This is a genomic window from Paenibacillus sp. 3LSP (assembly GCF_032465655.1).
Classification (GTDB): Bacteria; Bacillota; Bacilli; order Paenibacillales; family Paenibacillaceae; genus Fontibacillus; species Fontibacillus barengoltzii.
Genome location: NZ_JAWDJI010000186.1, coordinates 1 through 24961 on the forward strand (window position 1 = coordinate 1; position 24961 = coordinate 24961).

Sequence of the window (24961 nt, forward strand, 5' to 3'; positions counted from 1 at the left end):
TTACCAAGGGAGAAGCTCTTTTTCTATATCCGCTTTTTCCAATTCCTACACCCACAGAGATTTTACACTATCGTGCGGATTTTCGTCTTAGGCAAAATAAAAAACGGCCGCATCCCGGTATACACCGAGAGGGACCGCCTTTCATTGAACCTTTCTGGATCGCTGCATAAGTGAACGACCAACGGCTTATGTTCTCCCGTCGTTATCACTATTCGTGTCCTCAGACTTTCAAGACACCTTATGCTCGATCCGCAGCTTATCCGCTACCATGGCGATGAACTCACTATTGGTCGGCTTGGATTTGGAGATATTAATCGTATAACCAAAAAGATGGCTGATGGAGTCGATATTGCCACGGGTCCAAGCGACTTCAATCGCATGACGAATTGCACGCTCTACGCGGGATGGCGTCGTTTTAAATTTCTCCGCGATTGCTGGATACAGCGTTTTCGTAATAGCGCCTAAAATTTCGATGTTGTTATACACCATTGTGATCGCTTCGCGCAGATATTGATACCCTTTAATATGCGCCGGAACTCCGATTTCATGTATGATCGATGTGATGTTCGCATCGAGGTTCTTCCCTTTGCCCAAAGGCACCACATTCGATTTGGCAAACGAAGTAGAAGGTGCGCTGTTGCTCAAGGTTTGGACACCCACGAGCTGACGAATCCGATTCGCCAACACTTCCATGTCAAATGGTTTCAAGATGTAGTAAGAAGCTCCAAGCTGAACGGCACGCTGCGTGATGTTCTCTTGACCAAAGGCGGTCAGCATGATGATTTTAGGCTGAGGGGTCAGGTTCAGGTCGCGAATGCGCTCAAGCACACCGAGTCCGTCCAGATGAGGCATAATAATGTCAAGGATCAAGACATCGGGAACTCTTGCTGCTTGATCGATCATCTCCAGTACTTCTTCCCCGTTATAGGCGATTCCCGAGACGACCATATCGTCTTGCTCCGAAATGTATTCCGCGAGCAAATTCGTAAATTCACGATTATCATCTGCCAACAACACTTCGATTTTCTGCACTGCCTACTTCCTCCTTCAGGTAATTGGATAGGTTTATTCATTGCTTCTCTTCTTACCAGAATAAGGATTCGACATGCAAAAGTAAATTCCTTCTGTCGAAAATTATTTTTATTTATTTTTTTGCATGATTGATATATAATAAATTATTTATTTACAGAAAGCGATCTAATTCGGATACATTCGACATTTGCATACAGATTGAAAGCTGTGTTTGTCGACCTATGCTTAAGGAAATTCCCTTCTTGGATGCCAATCCCCTGAAGTTTATACTTTCTGATATCTAAAAAAATCTTAAGGCAGCGTTTAGCTCGCCTTAAGATTTTGCATCGAGTCTTTCGTGCTTTGTAAAATACCGGCATCCTGCAGCATCCATTCGATAAAGCAACCATATCCTGATTTCGGGTCGTTGACGAACACATGAGTCACAGCACCGATGAGCTTGCCGTTCTGAAGAATTGGACTACCGCTCATGCCTTGAACGATACCACCGGTCTTCTCCACGAGACGCGGGTCGGTAATGCGAATAACTAATCCTTTCGTTTCCGGTGCACTCTGTTTGGAAACATGGACGATTTCGACTTTAAACCGCTCTACGCGTTGACCTTCAACGACGGTCAGAATTTCAGCCGGTCCTTCCTTCACTTCTTCTGAAAAAGCGACGGGAATCGGTTTCTCATAAAGGCTATGCTCTGGATTTTGCGACATCTTCCCGAAGATCCCAAAATTCGTATTGCGTTCGATATTGCCTAGGGTCTTACCTTCTTTGAGAAAGTGAGCCCGCTTCTCCCCGGGTTCACCGCTTTCGCTCTTGGAGATGGATGTGACGCTGGATTGCAGAATTTGCCCGCTGCCGACGACGATCGGCGTTTGGGTATTCATATCGGTAATAATGTGACCGAGGGCCCCATAGACGCCGTGATCCGGGGCATAAAACGTCAAGGTGCCGACCCCTGCAGCCGAATCCCGGATATACAAGCCAAGTCTCCAGGCCCGATCCTGCTGATCATATGCTGGATTTAAGGACGTGGTGAGCTCCTTATCGTTCCGCATATAGGTGATCTTTAGAGGTCGTTGATGTTTGCCAGCTTCAGCGGCAATTTCCGCCACTTCACGAACATCGTGGAGCTTCATTCCGTTAATGTGGGTGATCAGATCACCGGCTTGGATTCCGGCCGCTTCGCCGGGTGAAACTTTGCCGGTATCCGTTACAACTTGATGATGCCCGACCACTAAGATCCCGGCGGATTTCACCTTGACACCGATGGTTTGTCCGCCGGGAATCACTTTAAGGTCCGGGATGACATTGACCTTGACGGTCTTTAGAGGAATTTGACCGAATAATTTCATGCGGAGGTTGGCTTCTCCACTCCGAAGCGACGAAAGCTTGAGCGGATGTCCTAACGATACTTTCATGGATGGGTTCGCTTGCCCGTTGACCATCACTACATCAGGCCGATCTACGCTGACTTCGGCCTGCACGGGTAAAGCAAATGAAATTTGTGTTCCCTGACCCTGAAACAGGCGTAACTCGTCCGGCAGTACAGGAAGCCGCCCTTCAGCGGCAGACGTGCCGAGAAAACAAAAGAAGAAGGCAAGAAAAAGACCGAGCATTCGATTCCTGAGGTTCGGGTTCAATGGCTGTCACGCTCCCTTAGCTTCTTTCGCTTGACGAAACGGTGGTCGCCAATTGCGTACCTATAAGATACCCCGGGTCAGGTGTTTTATTACTGTCAATCATTGTGCCAGACTTAATAAAACATCCTTTTGTGCCTGTGCCAGCTTCAGCATTTCTTGGGCATGATGCTGGGTCTTTTCCGTGATTTCTACCCCGCCGAGCATGCGGGCCAGTTCATTCACTCGTCCGGCTTCATCTAAGGAAGCAACGCGTGTCATGGTGCGGCCGTCTTCAACGACTTTCTCGATGAGGTACTGCCGATCCGCCATGCAAGCCACCTGCGGCAAATGTGTGATGGCGAAAACTTGGCACAATCCAGACAATCGCGACAGTTTGTCGGCAATCGACTGAGCGGCCCGTCCGCTGACACCCGTATCCACTTCGTCAAAAATGAGTACAGGAACCTGTTCATGCCGGGCAAAGATGCTCTTAAGCGCCAGCATCATGCGGGACAGCTCACCGCCGGATGCAATCTTGCTAAGCGGTCGGAGCGGCTCTCCGGGATTTGGCGAAATGAGGAATTCAGCATTGTCGATACCGTGTTTGCCAGGACGGATCTTCTTTCCTTCCCATTCCAATCCGTTGGCATCCTCCATGAGGCTTAACTTCACTTCCAGAGAGGTCCGACCCATTTGCAGGTCTTTAAGCTCCGCCTCGATCTGGGCCGCGAGTTCAACGGCCTTCTGCTGCCGTACTGCACTTAGCTCGAAAGCCTGCTTCATCAGCCGCTCGGTTAATTTCTCCCGTTGCACCTGGAGCTGCTCCAGGCGTTCATCCTTATTCTCCAAGGCATCCACTTCTTGGTGAATCTTCTCATAATACGCAAGGATCCCTTGAATATCATCACCGTATTTACGGCGCAGCGTAGAGATCAGATCCAGACGTTCTTCGACTTCTTCCAACCGTTCCGGATTAAACTCGATCCGTTCACGATAATTCCGCAGGCTGAAGGACGCATCCTCCAATTGATAATACGCGGATTGAAGCTGCTCCAGGAGCGGAGATATTCCCTTGCTGTCGTAAGCCGATACTTCACTTAGCTTCGAGACAGCCTTCGCAATCGCGTCCAGTCCCTGAGGACCGTACAGCAAATCATAGGCTTTCGAAATGGACTCCATCATTTTCTCGCTATGGGATAGCTTGACCTTTTCCTCCGCGAGTAATTCATCTTCCCCCGGTTTTAACTCGGCTGCAGAAATTTCACTCAGCTGAAAACGGTATAAATCAAGCATTTGCAACGCCTGTTGACTGGTATTACGCAGCTCATGATATTCCTTGTCAATCCGTACGAACTCGGCGTAGGTCGCTTGATAAGCCGCTTTCACCGGATCAATCGCTTCGGCCCCGTAGGCGTCCAGCAATTCTAAATGACGTTCCGGTCGAAGCAGGGTTTGGTGTTCATGTTGGCCATGCAGGTTGATCAGCTTCTCTCCAACCTCGCGCAGCATCGATAAGTTCACCAGCTGCCCGTTAATGCGGGCTGAGCTCTTGCCTTGAACGCTGATTTCCCGGCGAATTATTAGAAGCTCTCCGGGGTCGCCCGCGATGCCAAACCCTTCCAGGGTTGTCCAAACCGGATGATCTGCCGGCAGATCGAAGGAAGCCTCCATCTCGGCTTTATCACAACCATAACGGATTAAATCGGCTGATCCCCTGCCGCCGGCAATTAGGCCCAGGGCATCAATGATGATCGATTTGCCCGCTCCCGTCTCCCCTGTCAGGACATGAAAACCGGAACCAAATGATACATCAACCGCTTCAACCACTGCCAGATTACGAATGGATAAATGAACCAACATCCGGGCACTCCTCCCCTACTCCCAAATCAATTAAGATATGTATCCCATGATCTGATCAATCAAATACCGGCTATAGTCCTCGTTGCGACAGATCAGCAAGATGGTGTCATCACCGCAAATCGTGCCAAGCAGATCCGGCCATTCCATATTGTCCAGCAGCACGGCTACCGCATTCGCAGTCCCCGGAAGACACTTCATCACAACCAAATTGCCGGTATAGTCGATATGCACGAAGCTGTCGACCAGCGCTCGCTGCAGCTTCTGCACCGGATTATAACGTTGAGCCGTCGGCATGGAATACTTGTATCTTCCGTCGTCTGTTGGCACCTTAATCAGCATTAATTCCTTAATGTCGCGGGAGACCGTCGCCTGAGTGACCTGATATCCCGCCTCGCGTAATGCTTCTACCAACTCATCTTGAGTCTCGATTTCCCTGGCCGAAATAATTTCCCTTATCTTGATATGTCTATGCCCTTTCATTGTGCCCTCCATTACCCCTGCAAGATCGTATTTAGTCTGAAATCAGTATTTATCGGTTTAGGCGGATTCATCTTCTTCGTTATCGTCCGTCGTTAGGGATATGACCTTCAGCTCTCCTTGCTCCGGATCCACGTACAACACGCCGGCACACTCCGGATATAACAGCAGGAACGGCAACAGGTCCCGGCGCAAACCGCTGCCCGTCCATTCCACCGGGCGGCGCTCTCGCGCAGTTCTAACTAGATAGAATTCCCCATTCTTGACTGCAATATAGTCAATAAAAAGACGGCTGTGCAGAAGTTCTCCGTCCACACGGAAGGTGAGCGGAACTTTCAGTTTATCGCTGACGACTTCATACCCTGCTTCTTCCAGCATGTCCACCGCAGGGTGCTCTATAATCTCCTCATTCATCTCAAATCCGATGCCGGATCGTAAAGTAAACGGCTTGCGGACCCAGGAACGAAAACCGCGGTATAGCAAATACGCGCCGATTCCCGCGATCACGATCATCAGAAGACCGTCCGAATAAGCTCCCACCGATATCACCTCATCCCTTATTTCGACGCTTCTGCGATGAGCTCCTGTCTTGAGAAGCACAAAATTTAGAAGGGAATGTGGACAACATCACGGTTTTGATTCCATTATAGGGAACAAGCGTTCGATTTGCAAGATGCTCCAATGAAAAAAGACCCATCACTTGGATGGGCCTCCTGTAAAAGTGTTTGATGCTTCATGAACCACGCTGGCCGCCAGCTCGCGGATCCGGGTAATCCGATCCACATCTAGCTCCCCTGCCGCACCAGCCGCAGCTTCCTCTTCCAATCTGAGATGAGCTAAAAATTCGATGTTCCCTTCCCCGCCGGTAATAGGAGAAAAAGTTAATCCGGCCACTTCGTAGCCTTGCTCCACCGCAAAGCTCAGCACCGTCTCTAACACTTCCTGATGTACCTTGGGATCACGGACGACCCCCGATTTGCCAACCTTCTCACGCCCCGCCTCAAACTGCGGTTTGATGAGCGCAGCGATGTCCGCCGGCCGTTTCAATAACGCAAGGAGCGGCGGCAAAATGATCTTTAGCGAAATAAAGGAAACGTCGATACTGGCAAAATCCGGCGTAGGACCGTCTAAATCCTGCGGGGTCATATAACGGAAGTTGGTGCGTTCCTTGACGTTCACCCGCGGATCGTTGCGCAGCGACCAATCGAGCTGATTGTATCCCACGTCAATCGCGTACACATACTCCGCGCCGTGCTGTAAAGCGCAATCCGTAAATCCGCCGGTTGACGATCCAATATCCAGCATCGTTCGACCGGTCAGATCCAGGTTAAACTGCTTAATTGCTTTTTCCAGCTTAAGTCCGCCCCGGCTGACATAGGGGTGAATCGCACCCTTGACGGACAACACCGTGTCCCGAGGAATCTTCGTCCCCGCCTTCTCGATCCGCTCTTGTCCGCCAAACACCAGTCCGGCCATGATCGCCGCTTTCGCTTTTTCTCTGCTGTCAAAATACCCCTGCTCCACGAGCAGGACGTCTACGCGTTCCTTGGAAACCGACATGCCAATCTCCCGTCAATAATTTACTTTCTTGCCGAGCGTCAAATGTTGTTCGCTCCGCAGCTTGTGCACCTCACGAACAACGTTCTCAGCCGTCAAGCCGACTTCTTCCAATTGCTCCTTGATGCTGCCGTGCTCGATGAACCGGTCGGGTACTCCCATCAATCGGATGTCCAGGCCCGTAATTCCTTGCTCCGCATAGAATTCCAGGATCGCACTCCCCAGGCTTCCCGCTTGCGACGCTTCCTCCAGCACGATCATCGTTCCACTGCTTTGCGCCAGTTGAACCAGCATTTCTCCGTCAAGCGGCTTTAAGAATCTGGCGTTCACCACGGCAGCAGACACGCCTTCCCGCTTGAGTCTTTCCGCCACTTCCTCGGCAACCTGTACCATCGGGCCAACTGCAACGATCGTCAGGTTGTCGCCTTCCCGCAGCAGTTCCCATGTTCCGATCGGAATCGGCACCAGCTCTTTGTCCAGCGGAACCCCAGGGACATTAATCCGCGGATAGCGGTATGCAATCGGCCCGTCGTTATATTCCAGCGCCGTCTTCATCATGTGGCGCAATTCATTTTCATCCTTCGGCATCATGAGAACGATATTCGGAATATGACGCATAAAGGCGATATCGTAAACCCCTTGGTGGGTTTCCCCGTCCGCTCCTACGAATCCAGCCCGGTCGATCGCGAACATGACGTTGGCGTTCTGACGGCAAATATCATGCACGATCTGGTCGTAAGCCCGCTGCATGAACGTGGAATATACCGCATAAACCGGCTTCAAACCTTCCATCGCCATGGCAGCGCACATCGTCGCGGCATGCTGCTCAGCGATCCCCACGTCAATCATGCGGCCCGGAAAACGTTCACCGAATTTCACCAATCCGGAACCGCCTGGCATCGCTGGAGTGACGGCCACGATCCGTTCATCCTGTTCAGCCAGCTCAATCAAGGTCTGTCCGAACACCTCCGTATACATCGGGTTCCCAACAGCCTTTAACAATTGGCCGGATTCAATTTTGTACGGCGTGATACCATGCCATTTATGCGAATCCTGTTCTGCCGGAGTATAACCTTTGCCCTTGGTCGTCAGCACATGCACCAACACTGGTCCGCTGACGTTATTCGCCTGCTTGAAGGCATCAATAAGACCCGGCAAGTCATGGCCATCGACTGGTCCCAGGTACTTGAATCCGAGCTCTTCAAATAAGACGCCGGATACCATCAAATACTTCAGGCTGTCCTTCACCCGCTCCACAGTTTTGGCAACTTTGCCGCCGATGGCCGGGATTTTCTTCAGCAGCTGTTCCACTTCGTCTTTGGCCCGCAGGTAATTGCGGTCCGAACGAATTTTGGTCAAGTAATTATGCAAGGCTCCAACGTTTGGCGCGATCGACATTTCATTGTCGTTCAAAACCACCATCAAATCTTTCTTCTCATGGCCGATATGATTCAGCGCTTCAAATGCCATCCCGCCGGTTAACGCACCGTCCCCAATGATCGCAATTACGCGGTTCGATTCGCCCTTCATGTCCCGGGCCAGCGCCATCCCCATGGCCGCGGAGAGGGAGGTGCTGCTGTGCCCTGCTTCCCACACGTCATGCACGCTCTCGCTTCGTTTGACGAATCCGCATAATCCCCGATGTTTACGAAGCGTGTCGAACTGGTCCTTCCGCCCGGTTAAGATTTTATGTACATAGGCTTGGTGTCCTACGTCAAAGATGAGTTTATCCTGCGGACTGTTGTAGCAATAATGCAGGGCGATCGTCAGTTCCACCACGCCCAAATTCGATGCCAAATGCCCGCCGGTGACCGACAGCTTCTCAATCAAGAACTGACGGATCTCCTCAGCGAGCGGCGTCAATTGCTCCAGGGACAAGTTTTTCAGATCGGCAGGCTCATGTATTTGCGAAAGCAGCACAGCCATTCCCCGCTTTCCTAAATGTATGGTTCCAAAAGCCGACATCCAAGTCCGGCCTTTTCTTACACTTGTTGATAATAGCCTTCATTATACCATATGTCATCGCGATGTCGAAATCACTTACGGCAGATACGTAAGTCATTTTTCCCTGATTTCGACCAACACCTCGATGAGACAAATACGTTAATGATCCCGGCGAAGCAACAGATCCGCAATCTCCAGCAGCCGCTGCGGATGCGGAATCGCTCCGTCTTGTAACGCCTGCTTCGCCTCACTCGTCAGCCGTTCAACTTCCGCTTGGGAAGCCTCGATGCCGATAAAGTAAGGGTAAGTCACCTTCTGTTGGATGACATCGCTTTGCGTTTTTTTGCCGAGTTTGCTTTCGTCCCCAATCAGATCCAGGATGTCGTCCTGAATTTGAAACGCATGCCCCAGCGCCCGGCCATACCGTTCCAATGCCTCAAGCTGCTCCGTGTTTCCCGAAGCGATATGTCCGCCCGCTCTGACTGAAAATACGATCAGATCTCCGGTTTTGTGCTCATGGATGTAGCGCAGCTGTTCGAGATCGGTCACTCCCTGCTCGCCTTGCATGTCGGCCACTTGGCCGCCCACCATGCCGCCCGGCCCGGCAAATCGCGACAATTCCTCCACGATCGCCAGCGCCGACTCCGCCGACACCCCTTGCTGGCGGCTCGCTTGAACCACGCTGTAAAAAGCATGCGTTAACAGCCCATCCCCGGCCAAAATGGCCATCGCTTCCCCAAACACTTTGTGGTTCGTCGGTTTTCCGCGACGAAAGTCATCATTGTCCAAGGCCGGGAGATCGTCATGGATCAGCGAGTACGTATGTACCATTTCCACGGCGCAGGCGACGGGCATTGCCGCATCTCGGCTGCCGCCGAGCGCCTCCGCCGCAGCCACGACGAGCAGCGGCCGAAGCCGTTTCCCACCCGCCATCAGCGAATAATCCATCGCCTGACTTAGCGTTTCCGGCACGTTCCATACCGCCGGAAGGCTGGAGGACAAGCGCGTGGACACGGCTTCAGCAATCTCCTTCATATATGCCTCTATCGATAAATGCTGCTGCAACAAGATCACCGCTCTCTTCAGAAGTCCGAACTATCACTTAGCGGCGGCTGAAACGGCTGCTTCTCCACCGCCCCGTCTTCTTCTACGATCATTTCGATCTTTCGTTCCACTTGTGCCAGCTTTTGACCGCAGATTTGCGAGAGCCGCATGCCCTGCTGAAACAGGTCAATCGCTTTCTCCAACGGCACATCTCCGCGCTCCAGCTGAGACACGATATCCTCCAGCTGGTTCATCGCATCTTCGAAATTAAGTTCAGCTTGCTGCGCGTCTGCTGCATTAAGCTTGGCTTCCTGTTCCTTCATCTTCTCCCGCTCCTTCCGGTCTCATGCCCCAAACTTGACAATCTAGTTCTCCGTCCGTCACCTTCACCGTGATCCGGTCACCCAGTTCAACGTCCGATAACGACTTGATCAACCGATCCCCGCGTTCATCGTAGACGAGGCTGTAGCCCCGCGCCATGACTTTCAGCGGGCTCAGTGCATCCAGATGGCGAATGCCCGATGCCAGCTGACTGGACTTCTCTCGCAGGATGCCCTGCATCGCTTGCCGCAGCAGGCGATCCGCCTCCCGCCTCCGGCGTCCCGCGAACTGCAGCGCATCCCGTGGATGGAAGCGCAGCAGACGCTGGTGCAGGCGGTCTTGTGCCGCGCCGGCGAGCTGCAGGCGCGTCTGCATGTGCCCCGTCAGCCGCGAGGACAGCCGGTCCAGCCGCTCCGCGTGCTGGAGCAGGCTGCGCCGCGGCTGCGTCAGCGCCGGCGAGCGCTGCAGCCGGCGCAGCCGTTCGCGCGCCTGCTGCAAGCGGTGCTGCAAGCTCTGCTGCAGCACCTGTTCTCGCTGGCGCAAGTGCGCGCGCAGCTCGGCCGTGTGCGGCACGGCCAGCTCGGCGGCCGCGGTGGGCGTGGCAGCTCGCAGGTCGGCGACGAAATCGGCGATCGTGAAGTCTGTCTCGTGGCCTACGGCCGAGATGACGGGAATCGCCGATTCATAGATCGCCCGCGCGACCTGCTCCTCGTTGAACGCCCACAGCTCCTCGAGCGAGCCGCCGCCGCGGCCGACGATAAGCACGTCGGCCTCGCCCATTGCGTTCAGCGTGCGAATCGCTTTCACGATCGACGGCGCTGCCCCTTTGCCTTGGACAAGCACAGGGTACAGGATCACCGCGGCCTGCGGGTACCGCCGCCCCAGCGTCGTTAAGATGTCGCGGACCGCTGCCCCGGTCGGCGAGGTGACCACGCCAATCGTCTTCGGGAACCGCGGCAATGGCCGTTTGCGTCCCGGCGCGAACAAGCCCTCTGCATCGAGCTTCTGCTTCAGCTGTTCGAAGGCGAGATACAGGCTGCCTACGCCGTCCGGTTGCATATGCGTCACGTAAAATTGATACTGCCCGTCCCGCTCGTAGACGGAAACATTGCCGCGTGCAATCACGCGCGTCCCTTCCTTGGGTCGGAACGGCAACCGCTGGTTGTACGATGCGAACATAATGCTCTTGATTCGGCTGTCCGCATCCTTCAGCGTGAAATACATATGCCCGCTGGAATGATGCGTGAAATTGGAGATTTCACCGCGAATCCAGACGTCGGTGAGCACCTGATCCGATTCCAGCTTCATGCGGATGTAGCGGTTTAACTCCTTAACCGTTAAAATCCGTTGCTGATCCAAAGGTGCCGCCTCCTTTCCGAGAACTAAGGGAAAATCATGCCCTAATTCACTTCTCGTAGTCGCTGCTGATGAAAACAAGGGAACTTAAAGCCGTACGGTCCAACGACACACACCGGCCAGCCATTACTTGGCACCTCCGCTTAAGCCAGCCCTTGCAGGCGTTTCGCTGCAATCAGCGTATTTTGCATCAACATCGTAATCGTCATCGGGCCAACGCCGCCAGGTACCGGTGTGATGGGTCCAGAGATCTCTTTTACGCTCTCAAAGTCAACGTCCCCAGCCAGCTTGCCGTTATCCAGACGATTCATCCCTACGTCAATCACGACTGCACCCGGCTTCACATAGGAGGCGTCTACGAAGTTGGCGCGTCCGATCGCAACGACAAGAATGTCCGCGAGGCGAGTCAACTCTTTCATGTTCGCCGTGCGCGAATGGCACATCGTGACCGTGGCGTTCTCCCGTTGCAGGAGCAGGGAAACCGGCTTGCCGACGATGTTGCTGCGGCCAATAACAACCGCATGCTTCCCGGCGATCTCCACGCCGGTGCGTTTGATCAGCTCAATCACCCCTGCCGGTGTGCAAGGCAAGAGGCTGTCGTCGCCGATCATCAAGTTCCCAACATTAATCGGATGGAATCCATCAACGTCTTTTTCCGGCGAGATGGCATCGATAACGGCTTTCTCATCAATATGCTTAGGCAGCGGCAGCTGTACCAGAATCCCATGGATATTCGCCTGATGGTTCAGCTTGTCCACCAAAGCGAGCAAGTCCGCTTGCGACGTATCGGCTGGCAGACGGTGAACCTCCGAATAGTAGCCCAACTCATGGCAGGCTTTCTCCTTATTCCGCACATACACCTGCGAAGCCGGATCTTCCCCGACGAGCACGACGGCCAGTCCTGGCGTAAAGCCTTGTTTCACCAGCTGTTCTACCTCTGCGCGCAAATCCTTGCGGATATCCTCCGAAATTTGTTTACCGTTAATAATTGGTGCTGTCATGCTCGTCCTCTCCTCTTCTATAAAATAATATTGGATGAAAAAATTATCGTTTGCTCTTCAGCTGATCGATGTCTTGAATCATCTTCCCCAGTACGCCGTTGACGAACTTGCCGGATTCCGGGGATCCAAAATGCTTGGCCAGCTCGATCGCTTCATTTACAGCGACTTTCCCCGGCACGTCATCGCGGAAGATCATTTCATAGGTTGCCAGACGCAACACCTGCCGGTCCACCTTGGACAAACGGCTGATCTGCCATCCCTTCAAATAATCTTCCAGCAAGCCATCGATCGCATCCTTCCGGCTCCAAGTGCCATTGACCAGCTCTAGGACGAAAGCTCGTGTCGCATCCACATCCGACAGCTCGACTTCACCTTCGTTCTCTTCCATCGCTTCCGTCAGCAGCATCGTCACCGCTTCGTTTGCGTCCACCTCATTCATTTCCATCTGGTACATGCTCTGCACCGCAATCTCTCTCGCCAAACGCCGTTTCATCTGTTTCCTCCTAACCAATTTCTACGCTTACTCTTCCATCATGGCTTACTTTTAAGTTGCTATGCTTCATTTCCTATCCCTCAGTACTTACCCATAAGCATAGACCAAAACCGGCTTAAACATCACCGGACATTTCACATTTCTCGACTCGCTTTAACACAAAAAAAGACCCGTAATAGGCTTACTCCACAAAAGGGGCAAGAACACGTTCCTAGCTCTTTTCCGGAGTAAGCATATCACAGGAAGCGGTAATGAGGAATTCAAAATTCAAAAATCTCATTTAAAGGGACGCCAACGCGTAGACAGCCATTCCCAAATCGTGCCCCAAGGTAGGAGCGGGCCTCCCTCCAAGTCCTTCTGCTTACCAATCGTATACCCGATAAATAGCAGCAAGGCGCAGAACAACATATTCCAGAATCCGAAAAACAGATAGATCGGGCATAAAAACACGGCCGCCGCTATCCCGAGCAGGCGTCCTTTGTGACTCTCCCACAATTGTTTCCAGAACACCCCGCTGCTCACCCCTATTCAACCCGGCCTTTGAGAACCGGGGAATGGACCAGATTGGCAATGTACACCGATACGTAGGAGACAGGAATCCCGGTAATTTCCTCGACACGGTCATGGACTTGCTTCTGAACTTCTTCCGTCAACGCAGGGATCGATGTCTCCCCGTCCACCAACGCACGCACGACGATTTCAAGGCCGGACTCCGTGATCCGAATCCGCGTCTTCACTTCCTTGATGCCGCGCACGCGGGAAGCGGCTTTATACGCTAAGTTCTCAATGGTGTCCACCGAGATCTGGATATCACCGTATTCGTTGCGTTGGTCAATCGAGGTCGCCGCACTGCGATCTCTGCTGATGGATATGTAAAATACCCGAATGCTGATCAAGAGCAGCAGGATTGCCGCTACCCAGGTACCGATATAGATCGGTTGTTGCTCCAGAACTTTCAGCTCCATAGGAACAGCGTCCGTGAGCACAAGAATGACAAATACGGATAGGATGGCAATGCTCAAGCTGTAAATAAACATCAAAATTCGATCTAAAATTTTGGCCACGACAGGTATTGCCTCCTTAAAAAGAGGGTTGCTTCAGCTTGTCCCAGCTGAAAATTACAGTAAACCCCTGACCAAGGAAGCGGTCAAGGGGTTCATGACAAATCGTTATTTCACGCGATGGGTCGCTTCCACTTCTTCCACACGTTCGGCTGCTTTGAAAATGACGTCGTGAATATGTACGTTCACTTCAACGACATTCAGTCCCGTCATGTTTTCGATGGAGCGTTTCACATTACGTTGGATTTCCGAGGCGACTTCCGGGAGACGGTTGCCGTATTCGACGATAACGGATACGTCCACCGCAGCTTCACGTTGACCGACTTCCACCTTCACACCCTTGGAAAGGTTCTTTCTTCCCAACAGTTCGGCGATTCCGCCGGCAAATCCGCCGCTCATTCCGGCAACCCCCTTGACCTCGACGGTAGCTAGTCCAGCAATCACCTCGATGACTTCAGGGGCAATTTGAATTTCACCAATATCCGTACGTTCGAATTCCGTTGGCAATGTGCTCATTCTATTCATCCACCTCTCAATAAGTATGACGCTGCTCTATCGATAGATACCGCGCACTTATTATACATACTATATCATTTTGGGTTCATTATGACAAACACGAGGCGGCTTTCTATATCTCGTTTTCTTCCAAAAATTTGATATCAAAGTCACCTTTAATAAAGGTTGGATGCTCCAGCAGCTTCTGATGGAAAGGAATCGTGGTATGAATTCCTTCGATCGCGAATTCGGACAAAGCCCGTTTCATCTTCGCAATCGCTTCCTCCCGTGTAGGTCCCCAAACGATCAGTTTCGCAATCATGGAATCATAATGAGGCGAGATCATGTACCCTGGATAAGCCCCACTATCGACGCGAACCCCTGGACCGCCCGGAGGCAAATAGAAGCCGATTTTCCCCGGAGACGGCATAAAGTTGCGAGTCGGATCCTCCGCATTAATCCGGCACTCGATCGACCAACCGTTCAGCTTGATGTCCTCTTGGGTGAAGGAAAGCGGATTGCCTTCGGCCACGGAAATCATCTCTTGAATCAAATCAACGCCGGTCACCATCTCGGTAACCGGATGCTCAACCTGAATCCGCGTATTCATTTCCATGAAGTAAAACTGTCCGTCCGGACCCAGAAGGAATTCCAGCGTACCCGCACCGGAGTAGTTTACCGCCAATGCAGCCCGAACCGCCGCTTCTCCCATCTCTTGCCGTTTCTCAGGCGAGAGCACGGGGCATGGCGCTTCCTCTAACAACTTCTGGCGGCGACGTTGCACCGAGCAATCGCGTTCGCCCAAGTATACAGCATTGCCGTGCTTGTCGGCGATGATTTGGATCTCCACATGCTTCATGCCGGTCAAATATTTTTCGAGATACACGCCGGCATTCCCAAAAGCTTTTTGCGCTTCCTGCTGCGCTGTTGTAATTTGCTTAATCAGCGATTCCTCGTCCTCGGCAATACGAATCCCTTTGCCTCCGCCGCCAGCTGTCGCTTTGATGATGACCGGATATCCGATGTCCCGAGCAATCATCACGGCTTGTTCGAGGTCCTCAATCAATCCGTCCGAGCCCGGAATAACAGGCACGTTAGCCTCTCTCATCGTTTGCTTCGCCATCGCCTTGTCCCCCATGCGGGTAATCGCTTCCGGGGAAGGGCCGATAAACGTAATATTGCAGGAGCCGCAGATCTCCGCGAAGTCGGCATTTTCAGCCAGGAACCCGTACCCGGGATGAATCGCGTCGCACTCCGTTAACGTCGCTACACTCATCAAATTGGTCAGATTCAAATAGCTGTCCTTCGACGGCGTAGGTCCGATGCAATAAGCTTCGTCAGCCAAACGGACGTGCAGCGAATCCTTGTCCGCTTCGGAATAGACCGCTACGGTAGATATCCCGAGTTCACGGCAAGCACGAATGATCCGCACAGCAATCTCGCCGCGGTTGGCAATCAATATTTTATGAAATTTCATGAGATACTCGTATCCTCCTTTGGAAAGCTAGGGTAACGGCCCTTGAAGCTGCAACATACGTGATGCGTTAAGGGCGTAATCCTTGGTTTACTCCGGCTTCACCAAAAAGAGAGGCTGACCGTATTCGACCATCTGCCCGTTCTCCACCAGGATGTCGATGATTTCGCCTTTCACTTCCGCCTCTAGCTCGTTCATCAGCTTCATTGCTTCAATGATGCAGACCGTCGTCTTCTCGCCGACTTTGTCGCCGATATTTACATAAGGCTGAGCTTCCGGCGACGAAGCACGATAAAACGTCCCGACCATCGGCGAAACAATGGTATGTAAATTCGCAGCAGGTGCAGCCGATGGAGCCGAGTCTGTCGCTTGAGGAGCCGATACCGTTTCTTGCGGAGCCGGAGCCGATGCGGCAGCTTGGACATTTTGCGGTACAGCGGCAACAACTTGCGGCTGCACGTGAACAACTTCACTCGCGCCGTTCTTACGAATGGACAAGCGAGCGCCTTCATTTTCGATTTCTAGTTCATGCACGGACGTTTGGTCCAGCAGCTCGATCAATTCTTTAATTTCACTCAGCTTAAACATATCTTCACTCTCTCTCCTTCAGCTTTGTAGGAAAAGCCTTGGCCTTCAACCATAAGCCTTCTCGGCTCATAACTTTATGTATTATATCATAATCGATCAAAATGGAAAGAGTCCAAGTTGCCTCGGACCCTTCCCTTCCTCGGTTGCTATTCAACTGAGCCTATAACCTTATTGTTTCACATATTGTACGCTGACTTTATCCTGAGATACACCCAATTCCTTGATCACGAGGTCCATGATGCTGACGGCTTCTTTTGCTTCCATCTTCTCACTGATCACCACGACTTTATATTTGTCGTCCGCTTCTTGTACAACAGCATTGGCATATTGCTGTTTCAATCTTTCTTCGATGTCATAGATTTTTGCTTCCTTCTCTTCCAAAGCGCTTAATTCTTGTTGAGCCATTGCAGCTTCTTCGAGAGATTCGTTTTCATTGATCGCTTTCATCAGCTCTTCCTGCTTTTTCATGTTCTCCTGAGCGCGAGCGAATTGGTAAGCGTTCAGCGTGTCCGTAGAGGAGACGCCTTGAGCTTCCAGTTGACTCAGCACATCCTCATCTGTAGTGGTTTCCTTCTGGCCATTGTCCGCAGCTGCCGTATTTCCCGACGCTTTACCGGCATCAGCCGTTTGCGTATCCGTGGAGGTTGCGGTATCGTCTTCTTGAGCTACATCTGTAATTTCGTTGTTGCTCTCATCGGTGGATTGCTCCGTTTGATCTGCGACCGTTGTATCGTCCGTGATCGTGCTGCTGTTTTCAGTGCCGTCCGTTGTCACTTCGGACAGGATCACGTCATCGCCTTCTGTGCTATTCATGCCGTTATTTGTCGTAGCCACCTGTTGTCCGTCAGCTGTTGTTGCAGGTTGCGGTCCTTCTTCCGTAAATAAGTAGTAAGCCGATAAAATCACCATCAAGCTCAGCATGGAAACCAGCCAAATCGTTTGTCTTTTGGATTTCATAATGGATTTTCCTCCTCAAAATGTATTCGAACGATTTCCTTCATTTTCGATTGCTTCCTTATTGAGATTGCTTGCGCGGGACGACAGAGATCCGGTAGGCCGGTACGTTAAGGCCCTTCTCAACCGCATCGACGATCAAGCTCTTCACCGTTTTGTTCTCAGCTCCTCGGGCGACAACCAGCACGCCGCGAACCTTCGGCTTGATCTTCTTGGTAACGATCGGCTGCTCGCTGCCGGAAGCTTCGTAGGTGACGATCTGTCCGTCTCGGGTATATTGGGTGATATGCCGTTTCCCCCCATCCGCATCGCTTTCTTCTGTCAGCTCCTGCGAATCTTTGATATTTCGTTGGACCACGATTTCCTCGGTCGAATCGATGGTAACCAGCACATCTACCGCGCCAACGCCCACGATTTTCTCCAAAATCTCTTTGGTCTTGCCTTCGAGCGCCGTTTCGATGCTGCTGAAATCATCGTCACCCGCGATGCCCGCAGATCCTGTCGAACTCGATAGGTCCTGCATCATCGGCGGTTCGCGGCTCCCTTCGCCGTTGTTATCCAGCTGCTTCACGTTAACGAAGGAGTTAAACAACATGATGGCAATCCCAACCAACCCGAGGATCAACAGCCAGCGGAACGTACTTGCGGCCTTTTTGCCGTCCGTCCCCTTGCCTAACCATTGCTCCAGTTTCTTCAGCCATCCCGGCACTTTCTTCACCTCCCGGCGTGTTAATCATTTAGATGCTCGGCCCTTAGGACCGTGATTGCCTCTCGATCAACGCCCCAGTTCTCCTGGAGCAGGTCTTCGATTTGCGAGACCAGCCGGTCTGCGGCTGGCTCGGCATCGCTTGCGACCGTCTTGCCCTCTCCCCCAGAGCCGTTCTCGCCCATTGGCTCTTCAAGTGTACCAGCCATCACCGCTTGGCTCTGCGCTTCGGATTCCCCCTCAGCGTCCTTGGTCTTGCCGGAATCGCTTGTGTTTACGCTGATTTTTATTTTTTCAACCGGTGCGATCGATACCTCCGGCCCCCGTCCGGCTCCACCGGCCTTTGCGGTTTGCTCTTCCGACTTCACCTGTGCCATGACAACCTCTACCGCGGAAATGACCGGCTCAGCAGCCAGCGGAGCGACTCCTCCGGCTCCGGATTTGTCCGTTGGCTTCGTTTTCAGCTTGACCGTTACTCGTTGAACTTGCTGTCCCGTCGAGCGCTCGATCTGCTGCTTCATTTGCCTTGCCGCCTCCTCGCCTGCCCAGGCCAAGGCTTCGGATTCCTGCTTCTCCCTCAGCTTCTCGCCCTGTTGCAGGATCGCTTCTGTGCTTTGAACCTGGGAATGGCTCTCTAGTCCATCCCAGCTCGTCGAGAATGCTGCCTCGAGCTGATCTTTGGCATCGGCGGAGAAGAAACGCATGATCGGGGAAATTAACGTTAGCAGGATCAGCAGGCTGACCACGAATCTGACGTAACGCTCCATCGCGCGGTTGGGCAGCAGCAAATCGATAAACACGGCGATTAATACGATGAAAATGATTTCTCTTAGCCACCCCGCCAGCCAGTCCACGCATGATCACCACCCCTTGTATATCGTTTAGGTCCCCTTAGGACGACTCACCTCATCATCACGGTGATGTTTCCAGCGGTCAGCATGATCGTGATCGCCAGGAAAAACATCATGCCCACCGCGGCCAGCGCTGCGAAGACATACAACATGCTCTTACCGATCGTCTCCAGACATGAGATCACGGGTGAATCGCCGAGCGGCTGCATCACCGCCGCAGCCAGGTTGAAGATCAGTGCCAGCGTAATGATCTTGATTGCCGGGAAGGCGCATAGAAACAGCAGGATGATCACTCCAACCAGCCCGATCGAATTCTTGACGAGCAGGGAAGCCGAGATCACGGTGTCCGTTGCATCGGCGAACACTTTGCCGACGACCGGAACGAAGTTGCCGGTCAGGTACTTGGCTGCTCGCAGGGTCACCCCGTCGGCCACGGATCCGGCGATGCCCTTCACCGAGATGACGCCAAGAAATACGGTGAGCAGGACCCCAAGCAAAGCCATGCTCACGGTGCGGAGTAAATTGCCCAGCTGAGTAAGCTTATACTTGTCTGACAACGAGCTGACGATGTGCAGCACCGCCGAGAAGAACAGCAGTGGGAATACGACCGTATGTACCGCTGTCCCTACCGCATGGACCATAAACACAACCAAAGGGTGAGTCACGGTTACCGTTACCGCATTGCCCAGAGAAGCTAGCAACGTGAACAGCAGCGGCACCATCGCCATCATGAAGTCAATCATTCCGCTAATCGCATTCGTCGCATAGGTGATCGCCACATGGAAGCTGTTGATCGCAAGCACCAAAATCACCATATAGCAGATGGAGTAAGCCACTTTACTGACCTGTTTGCGCTCGAATGCGGTTTGCAAGGTTTCCAGAATCATACTAAAAATGGAGAGCAGCACGATGGTCACTAAGATGTGCCCGTTATACAGCACCTCGTGCCACATATATCGCATCAGGCCGCTTAGCCCCGCCTTAAGACTAAAGCTCTGGTCCTGCTGCAGAAGCATATCCATAAAGGAAGGGAGCTTCTGATCCGGGAAGAACCCGCCGTACTCCTTCATCAGCTGCTGCCAATACATTTCGACCTGATCGGTGGGAAGCTCCTTGGCCTGGCGTTGGATCCAGTTATCCCCTTCCCCTTCAGCGGAGGCGATGACGGGCATGTACCAAAACAGCAGGACCCCTAAGATGATCAAGAGCAGCGTAGACCCGCGCCATCGTTCAATCGTTGCTGGCATAACTTTCTCCCCAATCTGATGCAATGCGCCTGTTAAGCCGGCAGCAGCTTGATGACCGTCTCGATAATAATGCTGATAATCGGTATGGCTAGCACCATAATGAGCACTTTACCCGCCATTTCGATTTTGCTGGCGATGCTCTCCTGACCGGCATCCCGGACGATCTGCGCCCCAAATTCGGCGATGTAGGCGATGCCGATAATTTTCAGAATCGTCTTCAGATAGATCATCTGGACGCCGGATTTCTCGGCCAGATCCTCCAGCACCTCGATAATTCCGCCGATTTTTCCGATCAGGTACAGGAAGATCAGAACGCCCGTGCTTGCGGCAATCAGGAATGCGAACATCGGCTTTTGTTCCTTGACGACCAGGACCAGCACGGTTGCGATAAGCCCGAGCCCTACAACTTGGATGATTTCCACGGAGCGCTCACCTACTGGAATAAAAAAATCGATTTAATTTCCTGAAACAGACTGTCAAGCAATCGGATGACCATGAACAGAACGACCACAAACCCGATCAGGGTCACCCAATGCGCCATGTCCTCTTTGCCCATCTGCTTCAATACCGTATGGATCATGGCGATGATGATACCGATGCCAGCAATCTGAAAGATGGCGTTCACTTCTATGTTCATTGATTTGGCACCTCACTAACGATTTCACAGGCGTCAATCAGCCGTGGAGGGAAATGGTATTCAGTAGAACAAAATGACGATGAACGCTCCGCACAAAAGCCCCAAGCTTCGATACATTTTTTCATAGCGGGCCTGTTCTTCCCGTGCTGCGGATTCCTCGCTCTCAAGCTGCCGCACCGCTGTGGCGATATGACCCAGCTGATCCTTCCGGTCGCTTGTCCCGAGCGTGATGCTGAGCTGCCTGATGACCTCTTGCTCGGGCGCCTTCATCGCGGTGTAGCTCCACAGCTTCGTTACAGCTTGCTCCAGACTCTCCTGGGCGGTCAGCGGGTGGGCGGAACTCATATGGTCCGCCGCCCGAACGAAGATCGCCCGGATCGGCTCCCCGCTCTGCTCGCCGATTCTTCGGAGAGCATCCGGCAGCGGGGTAAAGCCGTACATAATCTCTGTCTCGAGCCGCTTTAGTGCGAGGATCAGCCTCCGGATCTGACTTGGCCGCGCTGCGAATTGCCTGGCTTTCAGCCAGCCCGCCAAGGTGGCAGTCAGCAGGACGAGGGCGGCTCCAAACATCTTAAGCATGCTCTTCCCTGCCTCTCCATCCAGGGACAGCCGCCGGAATTCCGCGGCGTTTGCCGTCCCACAGCTTAAAGGCAAGTCCCTTATCCGTCCGCGCAATCACCGCGTACATTTGGAAGAAAGAGCTCTCCGCCAGCCTGGACAATGCCGGACGGGCGACCAAATCGTCCACGCTTGAACCATGCGCCGTGGCAATGACCCGGACGCCGGCGTGCAGCGCTTCAGCCAAAGCCTCGGCATCCTCCGGCCGACCGATTTCATCAACGATGATGACGTCCGGCGACATGGAGCGAATCATCATCATGATTCCTTCTGCCTTCGGGCAGCCGTCCATCACATCGGTTCGCGGACCCATGTCAAAGCCGGGCACGCCCCGCTTACTGCCGGCGATTTCGGAGCGCTCGTCGATGACCGCAACCTTGAGCCCCGGCCAGGAGGCCTCGGGATGTCCCCAAGTGCCACTGCTAATCTGGCGCGCTAAATCGCGAATTAGCGTCGTCTTCCCTTGTTGGGGCGGAGACAGAATTAAGGTGTGATACACCGTCTTGTGCTTGAAATCGAGCAGCCTCGGCAGGATCGGATCCGCAATGCCTTTTATCTCTCGGGCAATCCGCACGTTAAAGCCGCTGATGTCACGCAGATGCTCCACCCTTCCTCCGCTGAGCAGGGTTCTCCCGGCTAGTCCGATCCGATGCCCGCCAGCGATCGTAATAAACCCTTTGCGCAGCTCCTCTTCCATCGTGTACAGCGAATGGTTGGTGATCAGGTCAAGCAGCCGTTTGCCGTCCTGCTTGCTTGGCTTGTATGCGGCGTTCGGATTTCGCGTCATCTCCCCGTCCGACGTTAGAAAATAGTAGCGGCCGCCCGTATTAATCTCCAGCGGGCGTTCCTCGCGAATGCGAATTTCTTCCAAAGCCGGAAAGATAGAAGGCGGAAGCTTCAGCAGCAAGTCCCGGAGATTGTCGGGAAATACGGTTAACCAACTTGGGTTCATAGGCGTACCCCCAAAACTCTTACTTTTCACGCATGTCCATATCGCCTGATTTGCTTTCTCTTATTTGGATTGTTTTTTGCTATATCACATGTGTATGCTTGTACTTGGTCAATATGCTAGGGAACTCTATCATTTCTTCAAAATGCCGATTAAGAGACAAGTCACTCCGCACCCAATCCATGCCATCTTTCCCCACGATAGCTTGTCGGCCATACCGGCAAGTCCAATCGACGTGGTGACAAGCAGTATGGTCGGGCCAACGAACGCCAGCGCCGAATTAACGGCCAGCGCCTTGTCCACCCTGCCCAGCTTCAGCATCAGCAGCGCTGCGAGAATTTCGATCGTCCCCGAAAAAATTCGCAAGGCCGCCATGCTTGTCACGAATTTATCAAGCATATATACCTCCTTTTTGTCCCATCTGTTCTCTTAACGATATGCCTGAAACTCTCTATTTATTAAAAAAATCCCCCGAAGCCATTCGCTTCGAGGGATTCCTTTGTACCGTTCTTCAGTTAATTGATATACGGGTTAGCGCCGTTCTTGCGGACCGCCAACAAATGCAGTGGTCTCCGCGTCCAAACCATATGCCGTATGCAAGGCCTTCACGACATCGTTCAGCTTGCTTCCTTCAATCACGCAAGATACCTTAATCTCCGAGGTGCTAACCATCTCAATATTAACGCCCTGCTTGGAGATCACTTCAAACATTTGAGCTGCAACGCCCGGATGGCTGACCATCCCTGCGCCTACGATCGAAACCTTCACAAGCCCCTCCTGGGAGGTTACCTTCTCATAAGGCAGCTCGTTACGGATCCCTTCCAATACCTTCACTGCCTTATCGCAATCGGACAGGGCTACGGTAAAGGAGAAATCCGCTTTCCCATTCGTTACCCCGCTTTGGACGATGATGTCCACATCGATCTTGGCCTCTGCCAGAGAGCCAAACACCTTCGCCAGTACGCCTGGCACGTGCGATACGCCCAATATGCTGATTCGGGCTACGTTCTTATCATACGCGATCCCGCTGACAACCACACCTTGTTCCATATTGACTTCCTCCTTCACAACCGTACCTTCATGATTGTTAAAGCTGGAGCGGACAACGAGCCGTACATTATTGTGCTTCGCATATTCCACCGCACGTGGATGCAAAACCGCCGCACCTAAGTTCGCGAGTTCAAGCATCTCGTCGTATGAGATTTCGTTCAGCTTGCGGGCATTCTTCACGATCCGCGGGTCCGTTGAATACACCCCGTCCACATCGGTATAAATCTCGCAATAATCCGCTTTTGTCGCCGCAGCCAAAGCGACGGCTGTCGTATCCGAACCGCCGCGCCCGAACGTCGTAATCTCTCCGTCCTCAGTCAAGCCCTGGAAGCCGGCTACAATCACGATATACCCTTCTTCCAATGACTTGAGCACCCGCTCCGGCTTAATATCGGTAATCCGAGCTTTACCATGCTCTGCCTCCGTGCGGAAGCCTGCTTGCCAACCGGTATAAGAAACGGCCTTAGCGCCCAGCGCATCGATAGCCATTGCCATCAATGCGATCGAGATTTGCTCGCCGGTCGTCATCAACATATCCATTTCCCGCAAAGGTGGGTCCGGATTAATCAGCTTCGCTTGATCGATCAAATCGTCCGTCGTGTCGCCCATCGCGGAGACGACCACCATCACCTGATGCCCTTCCTGCTGTTTGTCTACAACCCGCCGGGCGACGCGTTGCATACGCTCCGTATCGCCTACAGAGCTGCCTCCAAATTTCATCACGTATAAAGCCAAGTCAGACCCTCCCTAATGGTGCTCCAAGTCGGAGCGTTCAACCCATTGAATCCAGTAACGCTTTAAACCAGTATAATACGAAAGACCCGAAGTTCGTCAATGGTTTTGCCGATATTAACAAAAATTCCTCCACCCAGGTAGGTGGAGGATGCCTATTAGTACAAGACTCCGCCTGGAGCGGAGCCTTGACTACTGAGAGATTATGCCCGCGAAATATATTTACCATCGCGTGTATCGATCAAGAGTACGTCGCCTTCATTAATGAAGAGCGGTACTTGAACGTTCAAGCCGGTTTCGACTTTAGCGTTCTTCGTTGCGCCGGTAGCCGTGTTACCTTTGATTCCCGGTTCCGTTTCAATAACCTTCAGCTCGACGCTGTTTGGCAGGTTGATCCCAATAATTTCGCCTTGGTAGCTGACGATTTTTACGTTCATATTTTCTTTCAGGAAGTTCAGTTCCCATTCCAATTGATCTGACGTCAATGTAAATTGATCAAAGGTTTCATTATCCATGAACGTATGCTCTTGGCCGCTGGCATACAGATAGGATACATCGCGGTTTTCAATCATCGCCCGGCTGATGGTTTCGCCGGCACGGAACGTTTTCTCTACAATGTTACCGTTCCGCAGATTTTTCAGCTTGGAGCGGACGAACGCTGCGCCTTTACCCGGTTTTACGTGTTGGAACTCCAGCACCGTATAAATGTCGCCGTCCACCTCGACGGTCAAGCCTGTTTTAAAATCGTTTACTGAAATCACAAAAGTACCTCCTCAAGTGGGTTAACACCTATATTAAAATTGAAAAATACCCAAATTTCAAGCTGCTCACGTTAGCTGCTGTTCCCCCACGCTTGGAGACCCTGCGAAACCACGCACTACAGCCGGGCATCCGGTCCTT

At 52.5% G+C, this 24961-nt stretch carries 28 protein-coding genes; all 28 read right to left on the bottom strand.

The annotated features are described in order from the left end of the window. Positions 1-228: 228 nt before the first annotated feature. The 28 genes from spo0A to efp all read right to left on the bottom strand — a co-directional run bounded on the left by spo0A (position 229) and on the right by efp (position 24822). Positions 229-1032 carry a sporulation transcription factor Spo0A gene (gene spo0A, locus RW092_RS15790; RefSeq protein ID WP_009225798.1) on the bottom strand — a complete coding sequence of 268 codons (804 nt, stop codon included), beginning with the start codon at positions 1030-1032 and terminating at the stop codon, positions 229-231. A gap of 303 nt (positions 1033-1335) precedes the next feature. Further along, positions 1336-2667: a SpoIVB peptidase gene (gene spoIVB / locus RW092_RS15795; RefSeq protein WP_028538369.1), complete on the bottom strand. Its 1332-nt coding sequence runs from the start codon at positions 2665-2667 to the stop codon at positions 1336-1338. Positions 2668-2766: 99 nt separating this feature from the next. After that, complete coding sequence (gene recN, locus RW092_RS15800; RefSeq protein ID WP_316010650.1) at positions 2767-4506, bottom strand: DNA repair protein RecN; 1740 nt, start codon at positions 4504-4506, stop codon at positions 2767-2769. A gap of 30 nt (positions 4507-4536) precedes the next feature. Beyond that, a complete protein-coding gene (ahrC, locus tag RW092_RS15805; RefSeq protein WP_016311717.1) occupies positions 4537-4986 on the bottom strand; it encodes a transcriptional regulator AhrC/ArgR in 450 nt (149 codons plus the stop codon). A gap of 57 nt (positions 4987-5043) precedes the next feature. Beyond that, positions 5044-5523, bottom strand: a complete 480-nt coding sequence (locus RW092_RS15810; RefSeq protein WP_085169690.1) for a hypothetical protein — start codon at positions 5521-5523, stop codon at positions 5044-5046. A gap of 156 nt (positions 5524-5679) precedes the next feature. Continuing rightward, complete coding sequence (locus tag RW092_RS15815) at positions 5680-6543, bottom strand: TlyA family RNA methyltransferase (RefSeq protein WP_316010651.1); 864 nt, start codon at positions 6541-6543, stop codon at positions 5680-5682. 12 nt (positions 6544-6555) lie between these two features. Beyond that, the gene (gene dxs, locus RW092_RS15820) at positions 6556-8466 is read right to left on the bottom strand and encodes a 1-deoxy-D-xylulose-5-phosphate synthase (RefSeq protein ID WP_410055542.1); all 1911 of its coding nucleotides are present in this window, start codon (positions 8464-8466) and stop codon (positions 6556-6558) included. 177 nt (positions 8467-8643) lie between these two features. Then, a complete protein-coding gene (locus tag RW092_RS15825; protein ID WP_316010662.1) occupies positions 8644-9519 on the bottom strand; it encodes a polyprenyl synthetase family protein in 876 nt (291 codons plus the stop codon). A gap of 47 nt (positions 9520-9566) precedes the next feature. Beyond that, positions 9567-9851: an exodeoxyribonuclease VII small subunit gene (gene xseB / locus RW092_RS15830; RefSeq protein ID WP_085169692.1), complete on the bottom strand. Its 285-nt coding sequence runs from the start codon at positions 9849-9851 to the stop codon at positions 9567-9569. Next, positions 9826-11208, bottom strand: coding sequence for an exodeoxyribonuclease VII large subunit (xseA, locus tag RW092_RS15835; protein ID WP_085169693.1), 1383 nt, complete (start codon positions 11206-11208; stop codon positions 9826-9828). Before xseA ends, xseB begins: the two co-directional genes overlap by 26 nt. 140 nt (positions 11209-11348) lie before the next feature. Continuing rightward, positions 11349-12206, bottom strand: coding sequence for a bifunctional methylenetetrahydrofolate dehydrogenase/methenyltetrahydrofolate cyclohydrolase FolD (folD, locus tag RW092_RS15840; RefSeq protein ID WP_028538376.1), 858 nt, complete (start codon positions 12204-12206; stop codon positions 11349-11351). A 43-nt stretch (positions 12207-12249) separates the two neighbouring features. Further along, positions 12250-12699 (bottom strand): transcription antitermination factor NusB, encoded by a 450-nt coding sequence (gene nusB, locus RW092_RS15845; protein WP_028538377.1) that lies wholly within the window; start codon positions 12697-12699, stop codon positions 12250-12252. Between the two features lie 276 nt (positions 12700-12975). Then, the gene (locus RW092_RS15850) at positions 12976-13209 is read right to left on the bottom strand and encodes a DUF2273 domain-containing protein (protein ID WP_009225785.1); all 234 of its coding nucleotides are present in this window, start codon (positions 13207-13209) and stop codon (positions 12976-12978) included. A 14-nt stretch (positions 13210-13223) separates the two neighbouring features. Next, positions 13224-13763, bottom strand: coding sequence for an alkaline shock response membrane anchor protein AmaP (gene amaP, locus RW092_RS15855; protein ID WP_028538378.1), 540 nt, complete (start codon positions 13761-13763; stop codon positions 13224-13226). Between the two features lie 105 nt (positions 13764-13868). Beyond that, complete coding sequence (locus RW092_RS15860) at positions 13869-14276, bottom strand: Asp23/Gls24 family envelope stress response protein (protein ID WP_009225783.1); 408 nt, start codon at positions 14274-14276, stop codon at positions 13869-13871. Between the two features lie 112 nt (positions 14277-14388). Then, positions 14389-15732 carry an acetyl-CoA carboxylase biotin carboxylase subunit gene (gene accC / locus RW092_RS15865; RefSeq protein WP_016311707.1) on the bottom strand — a complete coding sequence of 448 codons (1344 nt, stop codon included), beginning with the start codon at positions 15730-15732 and terminating at the stop codon, positions 14389-14391. An 87-nt stretch (positions 15733-15819) separates the two neighbouring features. Beyond that, on the bottom strand, positions 15820-16317 hold the full coding sequence (accB, locus tag RW092_RS15870) for an acetyl-CoA carboxylase biotin carboxyl carrier protein (protein ID WP_016311706.1): 498 nt from the start codon (positions 16315-16317) through the stop codon (positions 15820-15822). 168 nt (positions 16318-16485) lie between these two features. Next, positions 16486-17274 carry a SpoIIIAH-like family protein gene (locus tag RW092_RS15875; RefSeq protein WP_016311705.1) on the bottom strand — a complete coding sequence of 263 codons (789 nt, stop codon included), beginning with the start codon at positions 17272-17274 and terminating at the stop codon, positions 16486-16488. Between the two features lie 58 nt (positions 17275-17332). After that, positions 17333-17980, bottom strand: a complete 648-nt coding sequence (gene spoIIIAG / locus RW092_RS15880; protein WP_016311704.1) for a stage III sporulation protein AG — start codon at positions 17978-17980, stop codon at positions 17333-17335. A gap of 20 nt (positions 17981-18000) precedes the next feature. Then, positions 18001-18831 carry a stage III sporulation protein AF gene (gene spoIIIAF, locus RW092_RS15885; protein ID WP_316010652.1) on the bottom strand — a complete coding sequence of 277 codons (831 nt, stop codon included), beginning with the start codon at positions 18829-18831 and terminating at the stop codon, positions 18001-18003. A gap of 47 nt (positions 18832-18878) precedes the next feature. After that, on the bottom strand, positions 18879-20075 hold the full coding sequence (gene spoIIIAE / locus RW092_RS15890; protein ID WP_316010653.1) for a stage III sporulation protein AE: 1197 nt from the start codon (positions 20073-20075) through the stop codon (positions 18879-18881). Positions 20076-20107: 32 nt separating this feature from the next. Further along, the gene (gene spoIIIAD, locus RW092_RS15895) at positions 20108-20497 is read right to left on the bottom strand and encodes a stage III sporulation protein AD (RefSeq protein ID WP_016311701.1); all 390 of its coding nucleotides are present in this window, start codon (positions 20495-20497) and stop codon (positions 20108-20110) included. An 11-nt stretch (positions 20498-20508) separates the two neighbouring features. Continuing rightward, on the bottom strand, positions 20509-20712 hold the full coding sequence (gene spoIIIAC / locus RW092_RS15900; protein WP_009225775.1) for a stage III sporulation protein AC: 204 nt from the start codon (positions 20710-20712) through the stop codon (positions 20509-20511). Positions 20713-20772: 60 nt separating this feature from the next. Next, positions 20773-21291, bottom strand: a complete 519-nt coding sequence (spoIIIAB, locus tag RW092_RS15905; RefSeq protein WP_028538383.1) for a stage III sporulation protein SpoIIIAB — start codon at positions 21289-21291, stop codon at positions 20773-20775. After that, positions 21284-22282 carry a stage III sporulation protein AA gene (spoIIIAA, locus tag RW092_RS15910; protein WP_028538384.1) on the bottom strand — a complete coding sequence of 333 codons (999 nt, stop codon included), beginning with the start codon at positions 22280-22282 and terminating at the stop codon, positions 21284-21286. Before spoIIIAA ends, spoIIIAB begins: the two co-directional genes overlap by 8 nt. 129 nt (positions 22283-22411) lie before the next feature. Next, a complete protein-coding gene (locus tag RW092_RS15915) occupies positions 22412-22678 on the bottom strand; it encodes a YqhV family protein (RefSeq protein ID WP_009225772.1) in 267 nt (88 codons plus the stop codon). Between the two features lie 132 nt (positions 22679-22810). Continuing rightward, positions 22811-24064: an aspartate kinase gene (locus RW092_RS15920; RefSeq protein WP_085169700.1), complete on the bottom strand. Its 1254-nt coding sequence runs from the start codon at positions 24062-24064 to the stop codon at positions 22811-22813. Between the two features lie 200 nt (positions 24065-24264). Then, a complete protein-coding gene (gene efp / locus RW092_RS15925; protein WP_316010654.1) occupies positions 24265-24822 on the bottom strand; it encodes an elongation factor P in 558 nt (185 codons plus the stop codon). Positions 24823-24961: the final 139 nt, after the last annotated feature.

What these genes read in the sequence shown, in the direction of transcription:
- recN (WP_316010650.1), bottom strand. Translation starts at nt 4,506, where the DNA reads ATGTTGGTTCATTTATCCATTCGTAATCTGGCAGTGGTTGAAGCGGTT.
- ahrC (WP_016311717.1), bottom strand. Translation starts at nt 4,986, where the DNA reads ATGAAAGGGCATAGACATATCAAGATAAGGGAAATTATTTCGGCCAGG.
- RW092_RS15815 (WP_316010651.1), bottom strand. Translation starts at nt 6,543, where the DNA reads ATGTCGGTTTCCAAGGAACGCGTAGACGTCCTGCTCGTGGAGCAGGGG.
- dxs (WP_410055542.1), bottom strand. Translation starts at nt 8,466, where the DNA reads ATGGCTGTGCTGCTTTCGCAAATACATGAGCCTGCCGATCTGAAAAAC.
- RW092_RS15825 (WP_316010662.1), bottom strand. Translation starts at nt 9,519, where the DNA reads ATGAAGGAGATTGCTGAAGCCGTGTCCACGCGCTTGTCCTCCAGCCTT.
- xseB (WP_085169692.1), bottom strand. Translation starts at nt 9,851, where the DNA reads ATGAAGGAACAGGAAGCCAAGCTTAATGCAGCAGACGCGCAGCAAGCT.
- folD (WP_028538376.1), bottom strand. Translation starts at nt 12,206, where the DNA reads ATGACAGCACCAATTATTAACGGTAAACAAATTTCGGAGGATATCCGC.
- nusB (WP_028538377.1), bottom strand. Translation starts at nt 12,699, where the DNA reads ATGAAACGGCGTTTGGCGAGAGAGATTGCGGTGCAGAGCATGTACCAG.
- RW092_RS15860 (WP_009225783.1), bottom strand. Translation starts at nt 14,276, where the DNA reads ATGAGCACATTGCCAACGGAATTCGAACGTACGGATATTGGTGAAATT.
- accC (WP_016311707.1), bottom strand. Translation starts at nt 15,732, where the DNA reads ATGAAATTTCATAAAATATTGATTGCCAACCGCGGCGAGATTGCTGTG.
- accB (WP_016311706.1), bottom strand. Translation starts at nt 16,317, where the DNA reads ATGTTTAAGCTGAGTGAAATTAAAGAATTGATCGAGCTGCTGGACCAA.
- RW092_RS15875 (WP_016311705.1), bottom strand. Translation starts at nt 17,274, where the DNA reads ATGAAATCCAAAAGACAAACGATTTGGCTGGTTTCCATGCTGAGCTTG.
- spoIIIAE (WP_316010653.1), bottom strand. Translation starts at nt 20,075, where the DNA reads ATGCCAGCAACGATTGAACGATGGCGCGGGTCTACGCTGCTCTTGATC.
- spoIIIAC (WP_009225775.1), bottom strand. Translation starts at nt 20,712, where the DNA reads ATGAACATAGAAGTGAACGCCATCTTTCAGATTGCTGGCATCGGTATC.
- spoIIIAB (WP_028538383.1), bottom strand. Translation starts at nt 21,291, where the DNA reads ATGCTTAAGATGTTTGGAGCCGCCCTCGTCCTGCTGACTGCCACCTTG.
- spoIIIAA (WP_028538384.1), bottom strand. Translation starts at nt 22,282, where the DNA reads ATGAACCCAAGTTGGTTAACCGTATTTCCCGACAATCTCCGGGACTTG.
- RW092_RS15915 (WP_009225772.1), bottom strand. Translation starts at nt 22,678, where the DNA reads ATGCTTGATAAATTCGTGACAAGCATGGCGGCCTTGCGAATTTTTTCG.